General features: G+C 66.5%; 20 protein-coding genes. 14 read left to right on the forward strand and 6 right to left on the reverse strand.

What is annotated here, in order from left to right:
• Positions 1-91: 91 nt before the first annotated feature.
• A complete protein-coding gene (locus tag FVD38_RS24590) occupies positions 92-445 on the reverse strand; it encodes a nuclear transport factor 2 family protein (protein ID WP_147937204.1) in 354 nt (117 codons plus the stop codon).
• Between the two features lie 118 nt (positions 446-563).
• On the opposite strand from FVD38_RS24590, the gene FVD38_RS24595 reads away from it, so the two are divergent.
• On the forward strand, positions 564-1,100 hold the full coding sequence (locus FVD38_RS24595) for a GNAT family N-acetyltransferase (protein ID WP_147937205.1): 537 nt from the start codon (positions 564-566) through the stop codon (positions 1,098-1,100).
• Here FVD38_RS24595 and FVD38_RS24600 read toward each other — a convergent pair.
• Complete coding sequence (locus FVD38_RS24600) at positions 1,063-1,680, reverse strand: hypothetical protein (protein WP_147937206.1); 618 nt, start codon at positions 1,678-1,680, stop codon at positions 1,063-1,065. The two genes, FVD38_RS24595 and FVD38_RS24600, sit on opposite strands and share 38 nt — an antisense overlap.
• Positions 1,681-1,871: 191 nt before the next feature.
• On the opposite strand from FVD38_RS24600, the gene FVD38_RS24605 reads away from it, so the two are divergent.
• From FVD38_RS24605 to FVD38_RS24615, 3 genes are all read left to right on the forward strand, one after another.
• Positions 1,872-2,519 (forward strand): ANTAR domain-containing response regulator, encoded by a 648-nt coding sequence (locus tag FVD38_RS24605; RefSeq protein WP_147937207.1) that lies wholly within the window; start codon positions 1,872-1,874, stop codon positions 2,517-2,519.
• 79 nt (positions 2,520-2,598) lie between these two features.
• Positions 2,599-3,705, forward strand: coding sequence for an S-(hydroxymethyl)glutathione dehydrogenase/class III alcohol dehydrogenase (locus tag FVD38_RS24610; RefSeq protein WP_147937208.1), 1,107 nt, complete (start codon positions 2,599-2,601; stop codon positions 3,703-3,705).
• Positions 3,706-3,905: 200 nt separating this feature from the next.
• On the forward strand, positions 3,906-4,745 hold the full coding sequence (locus FVD38_RS24615; protein WP_147937209.1) for a hypothetical protein: 840 nt from the start codon (positions 3,906-3,908) through the stop codon (positions 4,743-4,745).
• An 8-nt stretch (positions 4,746-4,753) separates the two neighbouring features.
• Here the strand turns inward: FVD38_RS24615 and scpC are convergent, their stop codons facing one another.
• Both scpC and FVD38_RS24625 read right to left on the reverse strand, forming a co-directional pair.
• Positions 4,754-6,262, reverse strand: a complete 1,509-nt coding sequence (scpC, locus tag FVD38_RS24620) for a succinyl-CoA:acetate CoA-transferase ScpC (RefSeq protein WP_147937210.1) — start codon at positions 6,260-6,262, stop codon at positions 4,754-4,756.
• 52 nt (positions 6,263-6,314) lie between these two features.
• Positions 6,315-7,256, reverse strand: a complete 942-nt coding sequence (locus FVD38_RS24625; RefSeq protein WP_147937211.1) for a bestrophin family protein — start codon at positions 7,254-7,256, stop codon at positions 6,315-6,317.
• Positions 7,257-7,415: 159 nt separating this feature from the next.
• Here FVD38_RS24625 and hpaR point away from each other — a divergent pair, with 159 nt between their 5' ends.
• Positions 7,416-7,904, forward strand: coding sequence for a homoprotocatechuate degradation operon regulator HpaR (gene hpaR, locus FVD38_RS24630; protein WP_123070038.1), 489 nt, complete (start codon positions 7,416-7,418; stop codon positions 7,902-7,904).
• Positions 7,905-8,111: 207 nt separating this feature from the next.
• Here hpaR and FVD38_RS24635 read toward each other — a convergent pair whose 3' ends face one another.
• Complete coding sequence (locus tag FVD38_RS24635) at positions 8,112-8,657, reverse strand: SRPBCC family protein (protein WP_221176181.1); 546 nt, start codon at positions 8,655-8,657, stop codon at positions 8,112-8,114.
• Between the two features lie 215 nt (positions 8,658-8,872).
• Between FVD38_RS24635 and FVD38_RS24640 the strand changes: the two genes are divergently transcribed.
• Positions 8,873-9,274, forward strand: a complete 402-nt coding sequence (locus FVD38_RS24640) for a GFA family protein (protein ID WP_147937212.1) — start codon at positions 8,873-8,875, stop codon at positions 9,272-9,274.
• Positions 9,275-9,510: 236 nt separating this feature from the next.
• Positions 9,511-9,792, forward strand: coding sequence for a hypothetical protein (locus FVD38_RS24645; RefSeq protein ID WP_147937213.1), 282 nt, complete (start codon positions 9,511-9,513; stop codon positions 9,790-9,792).
• 18 nt (positions 9,793-9,810) lie between these two features.
• Here the strand turns inward: FVD38_RS24645 and FVD38_RS24650 are convergent, their stop codons facing one another.
• Complete coding sequence (locus tag FVD38_RS24650; protein WP_187271698.1) at positions 9,811-11,223, reverse strand: aminotransferase-like domain-containing protein; 1,413 nt, start codon at positions 11,221-11,223, stop codon at positions 9,811-9,813.
• 316 nt (positions 11,224-11,539) lie between these two features.
• Between FVD38_RS24650 and FVD38_RS24655 the strand changes: the two genes are divergently transcribed.
• From FVD38_RS24655 to FVD38_RS24685, 7 genes are all read left to right on the forward strand, one after another.
• Positions 11,540-12,115 carry an MSMEG_0567/Sll0786 family nitrogen starvation N-acetyltransferase gene (locus FVD38_RS24655; protein WP_147937214.1) on the forward strand — a complete coding sequence of 192 codons (576 nt, stop codon included), beginning with the start codon at positions 11,540-11,542 and terminating at the stop codon, positions 12,113-12,115.
• Positions 12,112-13,392 (forward strand): MSMEG_0569 family flavin-dependent oxidoreductase, encoded by a 1,281-nt coding sequence (locus FVD38_RS24660; protein WP_147937215.1) that lies wholly within the window; start codon positions 12,112-12,114, stop codon positions 13,390-13,392. The genes FVD38_RS24655 and FVD38_RS24660 overlap by 4 nt, the downstream gene beginning before the upstream one ends.
• 285 nt (positions 13,393-13,677) lie before the next feature.
• Complete coding sequence (locus FVD38_RS24665; protein WP_005667995.1) at positions 13,678-14,160, forward strand: MSMEG_0572/Sll0783 family nitrogen starvation response protein; 483 nt, start codon at positions 13,678-13,680, stop codon at positions 14,158-14,160.
• 22 nt (positions 14,161-14,182) lie between these two features.
• Positions 14,183-15,172, forward strand: a complete 990-nt coding sequence (locus FVD38_RS24670; protein ID WP_147937216.1) for a Nit6803 family nitrilase — start codon at positions 14,183-14,185, stop codon at positions 15,170-15,172.
• Positions 15,169-16,272: an MSMEG_0568 family radical SAM protein gene (locus FVD38_RS24675; protein ID WP_187271699.1), complete on the forward strand. Its 1,104-nt coding sequence runs from the start codon at positions 15,169-15,171 to the stop codon at positions 16,270-16,272. The genes FVD38_RS24670 and FVD38_RS24675 overlap by 4 nt, the downstream gene beginning before the upstream one ends.
• Entirely contained in the window at positions 16,269-17,258 is a 990-nt protein-coding gene (locus tag FVD38_RS24680; RefSeq protein WP_147937217.1) for a sll0787 family AIR synthase-like protein, read from the forward strand. Before FVD38_RS24675 ends, FVD38_RS24680 begins: the two co-directional genes overlap by 4 nt.
• The gene (locus FVD38_RS24685) at positions 17,251-17,538 is read left to right on the forward strand and encodes an MSMEG_0570 family nitrogen starvation response protein (RefSeq protein WP_147937218.1); all 288 of its coding nucleotides are present in this window, start codon (positions 17,251-17,253) and stop codon (positions 17,536-17,538) included. The genes FVD38_RS24680 and FVD38_RS24685 overlap by 8 nt, the downstream gene beginning before the upstream one ends.
• Positions 17,539-17,547 lie beyond the last annotated feature (9 nt).

Raw genomic sequence — 17,547 nt, forward strand, 5'->3', positions numbered from 1 at the left:
AACGCCCGTCCTCGCGCTCAAGGAATGGCAACAGAAGCGACCTGAGTTATTCGTTAAACGCGTTTATGATCAAACGGGACTCGACACCTACTCAAACCTTGACAGGCACGACGAAGGCGCGCAGCTCGGCCATCTTGCCCTCGCGGAAGCGCCAGACGTCGCTGTAGGCGTTCTGCACTGTGTTGCCTTGCTCGTCCTGCGATTCGATGTCGCCCAGTGCGACCACGAGATCGCCTTCTGCCACCAGCTCGCGCACGGTGAACCTGGGCGGCTCGGCATAGCCATCCACCATCCAGGCCCGCACCGCCTCCTTGCCGTGCAGGGTCTCGCCCCCGACCGTCGACCAGACGAGATCATCGGTGCAGCACGCCAGGAACCCTTCGTTGTCGCCGCGGGTCACCGCAGCATTTGCCTGTTGCAAGACGTTCTTGTTCAGCTCGGACATATTCGCTCTCCTTGGTACGGGGTTTAAATGTACCAATTGTCGTCAAAGTAGGGCGCTCGACAATGGGGCGATGCTGGCCTGCTAGAATTGTCTTTCCAACAGTAAATTGGAGCTTCACTTGGTCAACACAGCAGTCTCCATCAGGCCATTCACGGCTGAAGAATGGCCGAGCTACCGCGCGATCCGCCTGCGCGCCCTGGCCGATGCGCCGGATGCCTTCGGCAGCACCCTGGCCGCCGAAGAGGCGCTGGCGCCCGAGACCTGGGCCGCACGCCTGGCGCGCTCGACCACGTCAGGCATCGACCGCGCGCTGGCCGCCGAGATGAGCGGCGCGCTGGTCGGCCTGGCCTGGGCCAAGGAGGACGGCGACGACCCAACCATCGTCAACCTGTTCCAGATGTGGGTGGCGCCCGAGGCGCGCGGCCAGGGCGTGGCCGGCGCGCTGCTCGACGAGGCGCTGCGCTGGGCCACGGAGCGCGGCGCCCAGGCGATGCAACTGGGTGTTACCTGCACCAATGCCGAAGCGCTGCGCCTCTATGAGCGCGCCGGTTTCGTCGAGGCCGGCGTGCGCGAGCCCTTGCGGGCGGGCTCGGACCTGATGGAGCAGCGCATGCGGCTCACGCTTTCCGGCCCAGCGCACGCAGGCAGGCAATGACGCGCTTGCCCGGATAGTCCAGCTGCGGCGGAGGGCCACCCCGGAACCGGTAGCTGACGGTCCGGCGTTCGATGGTGTCCAGGTAGGCCGGGTTCTCGCGCACGAAGCCGGCAAGCGCTGCCCGCATGTCCGGATCGAGCTCCGGTAGCGCCGTCTCGACGCGCTGCACAATCTCGATCACGTATTCGCCGACGAGATGCACAATGAACGGCGCCATCCAGCCTTGCGGCGCGGCCAACAGGCGGGCCAGGCATGCCTCGCGCACGTGGCCGTCGTGATGGCGGGTGCCCAGGCACGACGCAATGCCGCGTTCGGTGACGCTGCGACCCGCATCGTCCAACGGCAGGCCGGGATTGAAATAGAGGCGTACGGGGATCGTCAGGGTCTCGCCTTCGAGCGTGACCTGGTAGGTATAGTGGAGGCCTTCGGGGCGCCACGCAGCGCCTGCCGTCACGGCAGCCACCGCGGGCCGCAGCGCGGCGGGGAAGGCGAGGGACAGGTCGAGCGCGGGCATTCCCGGCAATGGCATCGGCGTCGCGGCGTTGAGGTGCGCGGCGCGCATCTTCGCGGAATCGGGCATGGGATTCTCCATTTGGCCCTGCAAAGGTGCAGGGAACGATGGTAATCCAAGAAATTCATCGGCGCCAACCATTTAATGGATCTGACATTGTGTCGTTTCCAACTGGCGCGTTCACAATCTTGCGTGCTATATTTTTTTCATGCTCCAGCACGTCAGCGGCGCTGACGTCCCATGTATAGACAGGAGAAAGCATGAACCCACAATCACCAGTGCGCCGCCTGGTACTGATCGTCGACGACGATGCGCTGCTGCGCGAATACCTGGCCGAGGTGCTGCAACACGCCGGCCACGACACCCTTGGCGCCGGCACCGCGGCCGAGGCCTTGCGCACGATCGAGGAGCGCGGGGACGGGATCGCCCTGGTCCTGCTCGACATCGAGATGCCCGGCATGTCCGGCCTGGCGTTGGCGCGCCTGCTGCGCGAAGAAACCACCATCCCCTTCATGTTCCTGTCCGCCAGTGACGATGCGGAGACGGCGCGCGCCGCTGCCGATGCCGGCGCGGTGGGCTACCTGGTCAAGCCGGTCGACGGCGCCCAGTTGCTGCCAGCCTTCGAGGCGGCCCTGGCGCGCGGCGACGATATCCGGCGCCTGCGCCGCAGCGAGGAAAGCCTGACCTCGGCGCTGGCGGCGGGGCGCGAGACCAGCATCGCGGTCGGCGTGCTGATGGCGCGCTTCCACATCGACCGCCACCAGGCGTTCGATGTGCTGCGCGACGAGGCGCGCTCGCAACGGCGCAAGATGGGCGAGGTGGCCGAGCAGATCCTGGCTGCCGAGGAAACCCTCGGCAGTCTGCACGGGGCGATCGGTGAACGATTGCGGGGCCGCGGGCGGACGTGATTGCACAAGCTTGTTATCATGTCACCTTTGCGGCGCGCTCATGGACGCGCGGTTTTTCTTCAAGCAACGGGAATACGACATGAAAACGAAGGCAGCAATTGCATGGAAGGCGGGCCATCCGCTCACGATCGAAGAGGTCGAACTCGAAGGTCCGAAGGCGGGCGAAGTGCTGGTCGAGGTCAAGGCCACCGGCATCTGCCACACCGACTATTACACGCTGTCGGGCGCCGATCCCGAAGGCATCTTCCCGGCCATCCTGGGCCATGAAGGCGCCGGCGTGGTGGTCGATGTCGGTCCCGGCGTGACGAGCCTGCGCAAGGACGATCACGTGATCCCGCTGTATACGCCGGAATGCCGCCAGTGCAAATTCTGCCTGTCGCAGAAGACCAACCTGTGCCAGGCGATCCGCTCGACGCAGGGCCGCGGCCTGATGCCGGATGCAACGTCCCGCTTTTCGCTGGACGGCCAGCCGATCTATCACTACATGGGCACCTCGACCTTCTCGAACTACATCGTGGTTCCCGAGATCGCGCTGGCCAAGGTGCGCAATGACGCGCCGTTCGACAAGATCTGCTACATCGGTTGCGGCGTCACCACCGGCATCGGCGCCGTGATCTTCACTGCCAAGGTCGAAGCGGGCGCCAACGTGGTCGTGTTCGGCCTGGGCGGCATCGGCCTGAACGTGATCCAGGCGGCCAAAATGGTGGGCGCCGACAAGATCATCGGCGTCGACCTGAACCCGGAACGCGAAGCGATGGCGCGCAAGTTCGGCATGACCCATTTCATCAACCCGACCAAGGTCGAGAACGTCGTCGACAGCATCATCGGGCTGACCGACGGCGGCGCCGACTACAGCTTCGAGTGCGTGGGCAACGTCAACACCATGCGCCAGGCGCTGGAGTGCTGCCACAAGGGTTGGGGCCAGTCGATCATCATCGGCGTGGCGGCGGCCGGCCAGGAGATTTCCACCCGTCCGTTCCAGCTGGTGACCGGCCGCGAATGGAAGGGCTCGGCCTTCGGCGGCGCACGTGGCCGTACCGACGTGCCGAAGATCGTCGACTGGTATATGGAAAACAAGATCAATATCGACGACCTGATCACCCACCACCTGCCGCTGGACCGCATCAACGAAGGTTTCGACCTGATGAAGTCGGGCGAGTCGATCCGCTCGGTCGTGGTGTATTAAACGATTCCGGCGGGCCGCCCGGCCTGCCGCATATGCATCGTTCCAGCGCGGCCTTCGGGCCGCGTTGTCATTCCGGTGACCGTTTTGCCGACTGTTCCGCGATTTCGACCGTCTGTCGCAGCGCGCTGGGCGGCGCATGCCGGATTGTCTACAGTGTTTCCATCGCCGGCTGCGTCCGGCCCATCACTGGAGACCGACCCATGTCACGCACCGCATCGCCCCACTGGAAACTGGCGCTTCCGCTTCTCGGCCTGGCCGCCATGGCCGCTTTCGCCGTGCCGACCCAGGCGGCGGCCGACGGCAAGGCGCGCGTGGTGCGCGTGGCGGCCGCGGACGAGCCGTATGCCCTGGTACGCGGCACAACCGGTAGCTTCGACATCAGCGGCAGCAGCGACGACTGGGACGACGTGCGCGCCGCCCAGCGCGCCATCGACGGCGAATTCATCTGGTTCCGCGACGGCGGCCGCAGCTACGTGATCCAGGATCCCGAGACCCTCAAGCGGGCGCGCGCCGCCTGGGCGCCGCTCGACCGGCTGGGCGAGCTGATGAAGGTACACGGCAAGGAGATGGAAAAGCACGGCAAGAAGATGGAAGTGCTTGGCCGCGACATGGAGCGCGCCGCCGCCAAGCCGGCGAACCTGCCAAGCGAGCGCGATATGCGTGAAGTCGACGACGGTATGCAGGCGCTGAGCAAGCATATGGACCTGCTGAGCCGGCAGATGGCCGCAGCGCGCGACGATGCCGAACGCCGGATCATCCAGCAAAAGATGGCCGAGACCGGCAAGCGCATGTCCGACGCCGGCGAGCGCATTGGCGAAGCCTATAACGGCCCGCAGGCGCGCCAGCAGCGCGCCTCGATGGAAGACATCGGCCGCCAGATGGAAATCGCCAACCAGCCGATGGAAAAGCTGGGCAAGCGCATGGGCGAACTGGGCAAGGAAATGGAGCGCGAGAGCAAGGCCGCCGACAAGACGGTGCGCGCCCTGATCAGGGACGCGCGCACGAAAGGATTGGCCAAGCCGGTGCCGACGGCGAGCTGAACGCTTGCTTAAGCCAGCATCGATCCCGTCTCGCGATACCGCACGTGCCACGAATACGCCTTCTCCAGCACGTGCGGCGTATGACCGCCGCGCCCGTTCGCTTCCTCGACGTAGTCGCGCAGCATCTGCTTGTACGGCTCGGCCACGCAGTGGTCGATGATGCGCTGGGCGCGTTCGCGTGGGGCCAGGCCGCGCAGGTCGGCCAGGCCGACTTCGGTCACCACGATGTCGACGTCATGCTCGGTGTGGTCGACGTGCGAGACCATCGGCACGATGCTCGAGATCTTGCCGCCCTTGGCCACCGACTTGGTCGCGAACACCGATAGATAGGCGTTGCGCGCGAAGTCGCCCGAGCCGCCGATGCCGTTCATCATGTGGGTGCCGCCCACGTGGGTCGAGTTGATATTGCCGTAGATGTCGAATTCGAGCGCCGTGTTGATGGCGATGAGTCCCAGGCGGCGGATGACTTCGGGATGGTTGCTCACTTCCTGCGGACGCAGGACCAGGCGGTCCTTGTATTTTTCCAGCTCGGCGAACACCTGCCGTCCTTTTTCCTCGGACAGGGTGATCGACGAACCCGAGGCGAAATCGAGCTTGCCGGCGTCGAACAGGTCGAAGGTCGAATCCTGCAGCACCTCGGAGTACATGGTGAGGCCCTTGAACGGACCGTCGATCAGGCCGGCCAGCACGGCGTTGGCGATGGTGCCGATGCCGGCCTGGATTGGCATCAGCCGCTCAGTCAGGCGGCCGGCGGCGATTTCGGCATTGAAGAAATCGGTCAGGTGGCCGGCGATGGCGGCGGTGTCGTCGTCCGGCGGCTGGATGGTGGAAGCGCTGTCGTGCTTCTCGGTCATCACGATGGCCACGATCTTCTCGGGCGGGATGACGATCGCCGTGGCGCCGATGCGGTCGCTGACGTTCATGAGCGGCATCGGCTCGCGCTGCGGGCGGTGCTTGGGGATGAAGATGTCGTGCAGGCCTTCGAGCGCCGGCGACTGCGAGAGGTTGATCTCGACGATCACCTTGTCGGCCAGGATCGCGAAGCTGGCGCTGTTGCCGACCGAGGTGGTCGGGATGATGGCGCCCGTCTCGGTGATCGCGATCGCCTCGATGATGGCGACGTCCACCGGCGCGAGCTGGCGCGTGCGCAGCAGCTCGACGGTCTCGGACAGGTGCTGGTCGGTGAACATGACTTCGCCGCGGTTGATCGCGGCGCGCAAGGTGGGGTCGGTCTGGAAGGGCATGCGGCGCGCCAGCGCGCCGGCCTGGGTCAGCGCCGCGTCGGTCTCGCCGCCGAGCGAGGCGCCGGTGATCAGGGTGATCGCCAGCGGCGCGCTGCGTGCGCGTTCGGCCAGCGCCAGCGGCACCGCCTTGGCGTCGCCGGCGCGGGTGAAGCCGCTGGTGCCGACGGTCATGCCGTCCTGGATCCATTCGGCGGCGCGTTCGGCGCTGGTGATGCGCTCGCGCAGCTGCGGCAGGCGGACGCGGTCGTGGGCAAGGTGGTGATCGTGGTGCATGCTTTCTCCTCAGGTTCGGACTCGGTGTGGCTTTGCTTTTCTCGATGGTTTGTCAGGTCAGGCAGTAGTCGACCGGCTGCAGCGGCGGCGGCACGTGCTCGTCGCGCAGGGCATTGCGCAGGTCGATCTCGATGGCGCGGCAGATCGCGTCCAGCGGCAGGTCGTTGGGTTCGGTGCCGAACGGCTCTTCCAGCTCGTCGCCCAGCGCGTCCAGGCCGAAGAAGGTGTAGGCCACGATGGCGACCACGAACGGGGTCATGAAGCCGATCGAGTCGACCAGGCCGAAGGGCAGCAGGAAGCAGTAGATATGGGCGGTACGGTGCAGCAGCAGCGTGTATGAATAGGGGACGGGTGTGTTCTTGATGCGCTCGCACGACGCGGCGGCGGCGGTCAGCGCCGACAGGGTGTTGTCGATATTGGCCGCCAGGCAGCCTTCGATGCGCCCCTCCTTGATGCAGCGTTGCAGGTCGGCGCCCATGTGGCGCATCAGGCTGTCGGGCTTGTTGTGCGCGCGCGCCATGTCTTCGGCTTCGTCCGGCAGCAGGAAGGTGGCCAGGTAGGGCGAGCCGGGCTGGTCGCGCAAGTGGTCGCGCAGCGCGTGGACGAAGGCAATCGCGCGGTAGATGACGCGAACCCGTGTATCCTGCAAGCCATTGCTTGCGAGTGCAGGCCGTGGATCGTCGATCAGGCTGGTGGCCTGGCGCGCCAGGTTACGGCAGCGCAGCACCAGTTCGCCCCACAGCTTGCGGCCTTCCCAGAAGCGGTCGTAGGCGGAATTGTTGCGAAAGCCGAGGAAGATCGCGATCGGCAGCCCGATCAGCGTGAAGGGGATCGTGGTGAGGGTGATCTTGAGGTCCCACAGGTCGCCGTGCGACCAGGTGACCAGGGTGGCCACCGCAATATTGACCAGCAGGGTAGGCAGGATGCGGGGCAGGACCGAGCCGCGCAACAGGAGGAACAGCTTGAGCCCGGAAGGGCGCTCTCGGATAATCACGGTACCGACCGCATTCGCAAAAAAATAGACGGAGTCAAGGAAAACTCACTAATATATTCGCAGTTAATCACTAATATCTTAGTCAGTCAAGCGATTGCGCTTGCGCTTGTACTCACGCGATCATTTTGATGTAGACCATTTAATAACTCGGAGCACGCATTGGCACGCCGTATCACTCACCGCAACCTGCCCCAGCTTTTCCTGAAAGCGCGCGAATCGTTGATGTCGCATTTTCGTCCCATCCTCAACCACTTCGGCGTGACCGAGCAGCAATGGCGGATCCTGCGCGTGCTGGACGAGCACGAACAGCTGGAGCCGCGCGAGATGTGCGACCTGTGCCAGATCCTGAGCCCGAGCATGACCGGCGTGCTGTCGCGGATGGAAGAGCTGGGCCTGGTCGAGCGCCAGCGTGTAGCGGCTGACCAGCGCCGCATCTGGGTGCGGCTGGCGCCGAAGGGGGACAAGCTGATCGACGAGATCGCACCGCTGATCGAGCAGCAGTACACCTTGATCGAGGCAGCGTATGGCAGCGGGGTGGTCGATGACCTGTCGCGGGCGCTGGAGGGATTCATTGCGGCGCAGGCGACGCCGGTGCAGAGGGTGGAATTGCCGGCGACGACGAAAGCGGTGAATAGCCGTCGGCCTTGAACATATTGTTACCTTAAACCCGTCATTCCCGCGAAGGCGGGAATCCAAGTCAGTTAGCGTCGAGGTGGCGCATGCAGATTTGGCTGCTTGAAAAAACTTAGGCCCCCGCCAAGGCGCCCGGCGAGGGCGGGGGCGACGTGCTGACGCTAGCGGCTAGCGTCAGCGTAGCGGTTCGCGCAAGCGTCCCGGTTCAGAGACGAGCATCGATCAATGCTGATCGATTTTCCCGCGCCAGCCACCAGTCTCGCTGCCGCGCTTCTCGAGCAGTTCCTTGAAGTTGGACAGGTTCGAGCGCGCTTCCATGCGCACGGCGCCCAGGGCGTCGCCCAGGGTTTCCAGCGGGCCTTCCGGCTCGTAGTCCATCTGCAGCGCGATGCGGGTGACGGTGTCCGAGATCTTGTGGAAGGTGACCACGCCGCCGTTCTTGACGCCGGTGACGCTGCGCCAGGCGATGCGGTTGTCCGGGATCTGCTCGGTGATCTCGGCATCCCATTCCTTGTCTTCGCCGGCCACGTTGGCCTTCCAGTGCAGGTGCTTGTCGTCCAGCTGGCGAATCTCTTTCACGCTCTTCATGAATTGCGGGAAGTCTTCGAACTGGGTGAACTGGTTGTAGGCGGTACGCACAGGCACGTTGATTTCGATCGTCTCGACGATCGACGAGCTGGCGCCAAAGCCACGGTTTTGCTTGAGTTTCTTCGACAGCATTGCGCCGCCGACGGCCAGTGCGGCCACGGTAACTACACGACCCAACATAGTGTTCTCCTTAGGTTTCGCCCTGGCGCGTTGCGCCTGGGCTCGAATGAATGCACTTGCGAACGGGGTTCGCGACCTTGTCGCGAATCTGTCATTAAAATAAGCGAAAAGACAAGGGAGGGGCGCGCGGCTGGGATGCCATTTCGGAGAAGTTGCGCGATGTTAATATGGTTTCCTATGTGAAATCGACGAAAATGTGGCCACGGGAGATTCAGATGAGCTTGCAAGGTGGATGTTTCTGCGGGGCGGTGCGCTACGAGGCGCGCGGCGAACCTTTCAACAGCACGCTGTGCCATTGCACCGATTGCCGCAAGGCCTCCGGCGCCCCGGCCTTCGCCTGGTTCAGCGTCAAGATAACGAGCTTGCACTGGACCGCCAGCGCGCCGCAGCGCTTCCGCTCCAGCGAACATGCGCTGCGCAGTTTCTGCTCGTCCTGCGGCACCACATTGACCTGGCACGACGAGCGCTGGCCGGACGAGATCGACCTCGCCACCGCCAGCCTGGACGATCCCGAACAGGTGCCGGCGGCCGACCATACCTACGTGCGCAGCCGCCTGGGCTGGCTGAAGCTGCAGGACGGCCTGCCGCAATACCAGACCACGCGCTCGGAAGGTTAATAGGTGGATTTCATGCGGAACGCATTGTTATCCGTGCAGGAAGATGCGAGCATGGAATCACCGTAACTTTTCGGAAAGCACCCGCCATGAGCGCCCCATCGTCCAATCGCAAGCGCCGCCAACTTTGCCTCGCCCTGCCTGTTGCCGCACTCGCAGCAGTGGCGGGCTCCGCCGCACAAGCCCGTACCTTGTTTCCGGCCGGGATCGGTCACACCAACCACCATACGGGATTCGAGGTGGCGCTCAAGTTGGACATGTTCGGCGAGGTCAGCAAGCCGGTCGTGGTCGCGCAGAATGCCGAGCGCATCACCTTGCGTGGCGTCCATGGCGATACGCCGTGGGCCCTGGAGTTCACGATCGCCCGCATGGACTACCAGGGAAACCTGCGTGTGCAGGCCAGGCTGACGGGTGACGGCGAAGTCCTTGCCGCGCCGATCCGGACCGCCGTGATCGGCCAGCGCGTCGTCGTGCGCGCCGACGACCAGATCAACGTCGCGATGCTCGTCAGGCGCGTGTAGCGCCCCGCGCGCCGGCGTTCACACGCCATGCGCCACACACGGGGGCGGATGCCGCAGCGCCTGCCCCATGAGTTCCAGCGCATGCTGGATCTGGTAACGGTCGGCCATGCCGCCCACGCACACCCGCACCGCTTCCGGCGCCATCCCCGGCGCCCCGACCGCAAACGCATCGCTGGCGACCACCGCCACCCCGGCCGCGGCCATCGTCTCGGCGAATTGCCGGCGTCCCCAGGGCGCGGGCAGCCGCAGCCATAAATGAAAACTGTCCGGCGTCGCGTCGAGGCTCGCGCCGGGCAGGGCGCGCAGCGCGATCTTGTGGCGCACCGCGCATTCCTTGCGGATCGCAGCCAGCATCAGGTCGGCCGTGCCGTCGCGGATCCAGCGCGTCGCCAGCGCGCCCGTGATGGGCGAGACCATGGTCGTGGTGGCCCGGATGGCGGCCGTCAGGCGCGCCGTGTAATGCGCATCCGGGGCCACCAGGAAGCCGACCCGCAAGCCCGCGCCGACGCATTTGGCGAGGCCGGCGATATAGAAGGTGATGTCCGGACCCATGCTGGCCAGCGGCGGCGGCCCGGAACGCGGCAGGAAGCCGTAGGCATCGTCCTCGATGATCGCCACGCCATGAAAGCGCGCCACCTCCACCAGCGCCTGGCGCCGCTGCGCCGACATCACCGCCGTGGTGGGATTGAGCAGGGTCGGATTGCAATACAGCGCCTTCGGCGCGTACTGGGCGCAGGCGGCGGCGAAGGCGACCGCGTCGATGCCCTCGCTGTCCATCGGCAGTCCCACCAGTTTCAGGCCCAGCTGGCCGGCCAGCGCCCGCAATCCCGGATAGGTCAGTTCTTCGCAGCAGACGACCGAGCCGGCGGGCGCGATCGTGGCGAGCACCGCCAGCAGCGCGCACTGGGCGCCCGGCGTGACCAGCATCCTTTCTTGCGGGACCACCAGGCCGCGCCGGCGCAGCCATAGCGCACCGGCTTCGCGATCGTCGCGCGAGCCGCAGAAGTCCTGGTAGCGCAGCAGGTCGCGCAGCCGGGCGCCGACTTCGGCATAGCCGGCCTGCATCAGCTGCGCCAGTTCGGGCGACGCCGGCTCGGGCGGCATATTCATCGACAGGTCGATGTTCGGCCGCCCTTCGACCGCACGCGGGATGGCTGGACGGCGCTTGCCGCACACGAAGGTGCCGCGCCCCACCGTGGAATCGACCAGCCCGCGCCGCTGCGCCTCGACATAGGCGCGCGCCACCGTGGTGAAGTCGATCCCGAGGCCGGCGGCCAGCCGGCGCTGGGCCGGCAGGCGCTGTTCCGGCATCAGGCGGCCGGTCGTGATGTCGTCGGCGATCGCATTGGCGATCTGCTGGTAGAAGGGTAGGGCGCCGGGCATGTTCGCCTTCTTCAGCCTGGGCATCCATCCATCGAATTTCTTGCTCATTGCTTGCCGGCCTCCATGACGTTTCGAGGGCGCGCGCAAGCACCGAAAAGGCTCAACACGCACCCGCATGATGCGGTATCCGCGACATCGTGTGGCGGCCTCCGGCGCCGATTGTATGCAGCGAATGTATGGAGCCCGCGGATGACGCAAAAAACCGCCTCCCTCGTCTGCCCCGATGCAAGGCGCGTGCCAGAAGCGGCGGCCGCGCCATCGCCGCGAATGACCGCAAACGCTTGCAGTCAAGTCCAGCGTCCGGCGCGATTGATTGGCACGCCCCATGCATTCAATCCATGCATCGCCTGCCAGGAGATCGATCATGATGAATGAGCTGCCTCTCGCCTATCTGCCCAGCGAGTTTCGCGTGAAATGGGTGACCCTGCCATGGGAGGCCCAGCAAGCCTACCGCCTGCGTCGCGCCGTGTTCTGCGAAGAGCAGGGCATCTTCGCGCACGACGATCGCGACGCGGTCGACGAACGGGCGCAGCTGCTGGTCGCGCTGTCGTGCCTGGCCGGCCTGCCCGACCAGGTGATCGGCACCGTGCGCATCCACGACGAAGGCGGGGGCTTGTGGTTCGGCTCGCGGCTGGCCGTGGATCCAGCCTGGCGCAAGCATGCCCGGCTCGGCATCACCCTCATCCGCCTGGCGGTTTCCAGCGCCGGCGCGCTGGGCTGCCGCGTCTTTCGCGCCCACGTGCAAAGCCAGAACGTGCCCCTGTTCCAGCGCCTCGACTGGCACGTGCTGCACGAAGAAACCCTGCTGGGACGGCCGCATCACCTGATGCAGGCCGACCTGGCCAGCTATCCGCCCTGCCACACCCCGCAAGCCGGCTACGCCGGCCTGGCGGCCAGGCCGGCATCGTCGTCCAACCTTCCCACCGGAGAACCAGCATGACCATCCCCACCATCCTGCCTGCGCTCGATGCGCACTACGACGTCGCCATCGTCGGCGGTGGCCAGGCCGGCCTGTCCATGAGCTACTACCTGCAGCAGGCCGGCATCGGGCACATCGTGTTCGAGAAATACGTGCAGACGCATGCCTGGCGCACCCAGCGCTGGGATGCGTTCTCGCTGGTGACCCCGAACTGGCAATGCCAGCTGCCCGGCCATCCGTATGCCGGCGGCGATCCGCACGGCTTCATGCGGCGCGAGCAGATCGTCGACTACCTGGACGGCTTCATCGCCAAGGTCAATGCGCCGGTGCGCGAAGGCGTCGAGGTGCGCGAGGTGGCGCCTTTGGCGAGCGGCGGCTTCGCGCTGCGCACCAGCATCGGCGAGACCACCGCTGGCCAGGTCGTGGTGGCCTCCGGCTGCTACCAGGAGCCGATCGTGCCGCGCCTGGCCGAGCGCCTGCCGGCCGGCATCGTGCAGCTGCACTCGGCCGACTACCGCAATGCGCACAGCCTGCCCGAAGGCGCGGTGCTGGTGGTTGGCTCCGGCCAGTCCGGCGCGCAGATCGCGGAAGACCTGCACCTGGCCGGCCGCCGCGTCCACCTGGCCACCGGCGACGCGCCGCGCTGCGCGCGCTTCTATCGCGGCCGCGACGTGGTCGACTGGCTGGCCGACATGGGCTATTACGACAAGGCGGTGAGCGAGCACCCCTTGAGAGAAGGCGTGCGCGACAACACCAACCATTACGTCACGGGCCGCGACGGCGGCCGCGACATCGACCTGCGCGCCTTCGCGCTGCAGGGCATGCGGCTGCACGGCACCCTGACAGATCTTGATGGGACGGGGCTCCGCTTCGCGCCCAACCTGAAGGCCAACCTGGACCAGGCCGACGCGGTCTACAAGCGCATCAACGCCTCGATCGACAGCTGGATCGCGGCCCAGGGCATCTCTGCCCCGCCCGGCGCCGCCTACGTGGCGCCATGGGAGCCGGACCCCGCGCAGGCCGACATGTTCGACCTGCGCGCCGAGGGCATCGCGGCCGTGATCTGGTGCATCGGCTTCGCGCCCGATTTCAAATGGGTCAATGCGCCGGTCTTCAATGGGCGCGGCCATCCGGTGCATGCGCGTGGCATCAGCAGCCAGCCGGGCCTGTATTTCCTGGGACTACCGTGGTTGCACACCTGGGGTTCCGGGCGCTTCTCGGGCGTGGCGCGCGATGCCGAGTACCTCGCGGAGCACATCACCGACCTGGCAGGCGCACCGGCGCTGCGGTATGCCTGACGTGCCGCGGTGCAGCGCGCGCGCCGTGATGTGGCATCTGCCGCACCGCCGCGATGCAACCCCGGCACGCTTCGCTTCAAACCTGCCGCCGTCATTGACTGGACGGTTTGACAGGATCGCTGTCGCGCACCGCGCCGGCATGCCTCTTGGACGGCGGCTTGAATGGACAACGCTCCATTCAATGCCTGCCCGATGCGGCATTGACTGGCACGGAGCATGCAATCAATCCCCCTGTGCGGACCTCGGTTCCCCGCACCAATTCAACCACTAGACAGGAGCACTACCATGCCAGCAGTTACCCAAGCCAAGCACCAGAAAGGCGACTTCTTCGTGGACTACGAGGAGAAGGTATTCGAGGACGTCAAGGCGAAGCCGGGCGAGAAAGCGCTGGTAACCTTTCATACGGTGGCGTACGAAGGTTCGATCGGCTTCGTTAACATGCTGCAGGCCACCCGCCTGCAGCGCAAGGGTTACGAAACCTCGATCCTGATGTATGGCCCGGGCGTCACCCTGGGCATCCAGCGCGGCTTCCCGACCATCGGTGACGAGGCCTTCCCCGGCCACCAGAACTACAGCAAGCAGCTCACCAAGTTCATGGAAGAAGGCGGCAAGGTCTACGCCTGCCGCTTCGCGCTGCAGGCGCTGTACGGCCATGGCGAACCGGCGCTGATCGAAGGCATCCGCCCAATCAGCCCTCTCGACGTGCTCGACCTGAAGCTGCTGCACCTGCGCGACAACGCGGTCGTCATCGATACCTGGACCCTGTAGTCAGCGACAGGAGGGCGGCACCATGAATCAAGCGAACAGGGTGGTCAGGGCGGCGGCGGTGCAGATCGCACCAAGCCTGGACAGCGCCGACGGCACCGTCGCCAAGGTCTGCGACGCCATCGCCGAGGCGGCGTCGCGGGGCGCGCAACTGGCGGTGTTTCCGGAGACCTTCGTGCCCTACTATCCCTACTTCTCCTTCATCCGGCCGCCCTTCGAGCAAGGTCCCGAGCACCTGCTGCTGTATGAACGCGCGGTGGTGGTGCCGGGACCGGTGACCCATGCCGTTGGCGCCGCGGCGCGGCGTCACGGCGTGGTGGTGGTGCTCGGCGTGAACGAACGCGACCACGGTTCGCTGTACAACACCCAGCTGGTGTTCGACGCCGACGGCGAATTGATCCTCAAGCGGCGCAAGATCACGCCGACCTACCACGAGCGCATGGTCTGGGGCCAGGGCGACGCCAGCGGCCTGAAGGTGGTGGACAGCGCGGTCGGTCGCATCGGTGCGCTGGCCTGCTGGGAGCATTACAACCCGCTGGCGCGCTATGCGCTGATGGCGCAGCACGAAGAAATCCATGCAGCCCAGTTCCCCGGCTCGATGGTGGGACAAATCTTCGCCGACCAGATGGAGGTGACCATCCGCCACCATGCGCTGGAGTCGGGCTGCTTCGTCGTGAACGCCACCGGCTGGCTCACCGACGCCCAGGTCGAGGCGATCACGCCGGACCCCGAACGCCGCAAGGCGCTGCGCGGCGGCTGCTGCACCGCCATCGTCTCGCCCGAAGGCAAGCTGCTGGCCGAACCGCTGCGCAGCGGCGAAGGCATGGTCGTGGCCGACCTGGACCTGGCCCTGATCACCAAACGCAAGCGCATGATGGATTCGGTCGGCCACTACGCGCGGCCCGAACTCCTGAGCCTCATGATCGATCCGCGCCAGGCGGCGCCGATGCAAGCCATGCAGACGGCCGAGCCGCACGGCAAGCAGACCTCAACCCAAGCACTGGAGCAGCCATGAACCCCATGAACCAGCAGTTGATTGCGGAGTTGCAGTCGGTCGGACTGCGGCTGGGCGACACCAGCATCGGCGCGCCCAGCCGGCGCGGCGGCGCCGGCCCGACCGACCACAAGGCGGTCACGATCGACGGCCACACGGTGATGGTCCCGGTGCATACGGCCAGTTCCTGGAGCTCGCCCTATGTCGCGGCGCCGCGCGCCGACGGTTCGACCCGCATCGTGCGCGACGGGATCGAGCTGGCCGTCGTGTCCTTCCCGCGCCAGCCGCGCTTCTACAAGCTGCAAACCTACGACGGCGTGCCGTACTCCAAGATCGCCACCTTGCACGGCGCCGACGTGCTGGCGACCACGGTCCTGCAAAGCTGCATCCGCTATGAAAGCCGGCGCAAGTCCTGCCAGTTCTGCGCGATCGGCCAGTCGCTGGCGGCCGGCCGCACCATCCTGCGCAAGACGCCGGAGCAGTTGGCCGAGGTGGCGCGCGCCGCGGTGCTGCTCGACGGCGTGAAGCACATGGTCATGACCACCGGCACCCCGAACGCCACCGACCGCGGCGCGCAGATCCTGTGCGAGAGCGCGTTCGCGGTCAAGTCGGCGGTCGACCTGCCGATCCAGGGCCAGTGCGAGCCGCCCGACGACGATGCGTGGTTCCGCCGCATGCGCGATGCCGGCGTCGACTCACTGGGCATGCACCTGGAAGCGGTGACGCCGGCGGTGCGCGCGCGCATCATGCCGGGCAAGGCAAGCGTGCCCCTGGAGCGCTACTTCAGCGCCTTCGAGGCGGCGGTCGACGTGTTCGGCCCGGGGCAGGTGAGCACCTATATCCTGGCCGGCCTGGGAGACACGCCAGACGCCATCCTGGCCATGAGCGAACGCCTGGTGGGCATGGGCGTGTATCCCTTCGTGGTGCCGTTCGTGCCCGTCACCGGCACACCGCTCGAAGACCATCCGGCGCCGGACGCCGCCTTCATGCGCGCCATCCTGGCGCCGCTGGCGGAGATCCTCGCGCGCGGCAATCTGCGCGCGGCCGACATCAAGGCGGGTTGCGGACGCTGCGGCGCCTGCTCGACCCTGTCCACCTACGAAAAGCGGCCGGCGGCATGAGCGACACCACGCTGGAGTCGCTGGCCGCGTCCCTGCGCGCCAGCCCCGGTTTCGCGCACAAGCGCGACATCGAGGGCGTGCGGCCGGCGCTGCGCGGGGCGGCGCCCAGCGGCGTCGCCATCGGCGACGATTGCGCGGCGATCCCCGATGGCGACGGCTACCTGCTGTTTGCGATCGAAGGCTTCTTGAATCAGTTCGTCGAGCGCGAACCGTGGTTTGCCGGCTATTGCGGCGTGATGGTCAACGTGAGCGACATCTACGCGATGGGCGGACGGCCCACCGCGGTCGTGGATGCGCTGTGGAGTCGCGGCGGCGAGGCCGCCACGCCGGTGCTGGAGGGGATGGCGGCGGCCTCCCTTGCGTATGGCGTGCCCATCGTCGGCGGCCACAGCAACCGGCGCACCGACCGCGAACAGCTGTCGGTCGCCATCGTCGGCCGCGCGCGGCGCCTGCTCACGAGCTTTGATGCTCGGCCGGGCCAGCACCTGGTCGCCGCGATCGATTTGCGCGGACGCTTCCAGGAGCCGTATGCCTACTGGAACGCCAGCGTCGGCGCACCGCCGGAGCGCCTGCGCGCCGACCTCGAGATCCTGCCGGCGCTGGCCGAGGACGGCCTGGCGATGGCCGCCAAGGACATCAGCATGGCGGGCGTGGTCGGGACGGCGCTGATGCTGCTCGAATGTTCCGGCATCGGCGCCGTCATCGACGTCGACCTGGTGCCGCGTCCGGACGGCGTTGACCTGGAACGCTGGCTGGGCGTCTTTCCCAGCTACGGCTTCCTGCTCAGCGTCGACGACGAGCACCTTGACGCCGTGCTGGCGCGCTTCGCGGCGCGCGGCATCGCCTGCGCCGCGATCGGCCGTACGGAAGCGGGCAGCGCCGTCACGCTGCAGCGCGGCGCCGAACGGGTCGCGCTGTGGGATTTTGAACAAGAAGCCTTCATCGGCTGCAGTGAGGGCCACAACAGGGGAGAACAGCATGCCTGAAGTACGTTTTCTGGTCCGCTGGCCGGATGCCAGCACCGACGACTGCTATTCGCCGTCGACGGCCATCAAGGAGCACCTGGACACTGGCACGCCGTACGCGCTGGCCGATTTCCTGGCGCGCAGCCGCAGCGGGCTGACCGCCGCCAGCGAGCGGGTACGCGCCAAGTACGGTTTCGCCTGCTCGTCGGCCATGGACCAGCTGGCGCGGATCGAAAGGAAGGCTGCGGCCTTCCGGGATGACGGCGAGGCGGTTGTGCAGGTCGAGCGGTTTTCGCCCTGACCTCGCCCT

The organism is Massilia arenae (assembly GCF_008014745.1).
GTDB lineage: Bacteria > Pseudomonadota > Gammaproteobacteria > Burkholderiales > Burkholderiaceae_D > Telluria > Telluria arenae.

What these genes read in the sequence shown, in the direction of transcription:
- FVD38_RS24600 (WP_147937206.1), bottom strand. Translation starts at nt 1,680, where the DNA reads ATGCCCGATTCCGCGAAGATGCGCGCCGCGCACCTCAACGCCGCGACG.
- FVD38_RS24680 (WP_147937217.1), top strand. Translation starts at nt 16,269, where the DNA reads ATGAGCGACACCACGCTGGAGTCGCTGGCCGCGTCCCTGCGCGCCAGC.
- FVD38_RS24610 (WP_147937208.1), top strand. Translation starts at nt 2,599, where the DNA reads ATGAAAACGAAGGCAGCAATTGCATGGAAGGCGGGCCATCCGCTCACG.
- FVD38_RS24590 (WP_147937204.1), bottom strand. Translation starts at nt 445, where the DNA reads ATGTCCGAGCTGAACAAGAACGTCTTGCAACAGGCAAATGCTGCGGTG.
- FVD38_RS24635 (WP_221176181.1), bottom strand. Translation starts at nt 8,657, where the DNA reads ATGTTGGGTCGTGTAGTTACCGTGGCCGCACTGGCCGTCGGCGGCGCA.
- FVD38_RS24605 (WP_147937207.1), top strand. Translation starts at nt 1,872, where the DNA reads ATGAACCCACAATCACCAGTGCGCCGCCTGGTACTGATCGTCGACGAC.
- FVD38_RS24650 (WP_187271698.1), bottom strand. Translation starts at nt 11,223, where the DNA reads ATGAGCAAGAAATTCGATGGATGGATGCCCAGGCTGAAGAAGGCGAAC.
- FVD38_RS24655 (WP_147937214.1), top strand. Translation starts at nt 11,540, where the DNA reads ATGATGAATGAGCTGCCTCTCGCCTATCTGCCCAGCGAGTTTCGCGTG.
- FVD38_RS24640 (WP_147937212.1), top strand. Translation starts at nt 8,873, where the DNA reads ATGAGCTTGCAAGGTGGATGTTTCTGCGGGGCGGTGCGCTACGAGGCG.
- scpC (WP_147937210.1), bottom strand. Translation starts at nt 6,262, where the DNA reads ATGCACCACGATCACCACCTTGCCCACGACCGCGTCCGCCTGCCGCAG.
- FVD38_RS24685 (WP_147937218.1), top strand. Translation starts at nt 17,251, where the DNA reads ATGCCTGAAGTACGTTTTCTGGTCCGCTGGCCGGATGCCAGCACCGAC.
- FVD38_RS24665 (WP_005667995.1), top strand. Translation starts at nt 13,678, where the DNA reads ATGCCAGCAGTTACCCAAGCCAAGCACCAGAAAGGCGACTTCTTCGTG.
- FVD38_RS24675 (WP_187271699.1), top strand. Translation starts at nt 15,169, where the DNA reads ATGAACCCCATGAACCAGCAGTTGATTGCGGAGTTGCAGTCGGTCGGA.
- FVD38_RS24615 (WP_147937209.1), top strand. Translation starts at nt 3,906, where the DNA reads ATGTCACGCACCGCATCGCCCCACTGGAAACTGGCGCTTCCGCTTCTC.
- FVD38_RS24660 (WP_147937215.1), top strand. Translation starts at nt 12,112, where the DNA reads ATGACCATCCCCACCATCCTGCCTGCGCTCGATGCGCACTACGACGTC.
- FVD38_RS24670 (WP_147937216.1), top strand. Translation starts at nt 14,183, where the DNA reads ATGAATCAAGCGAACAGGGTGGTCAGGGCGGCGGCGGTGCAGATCGCA.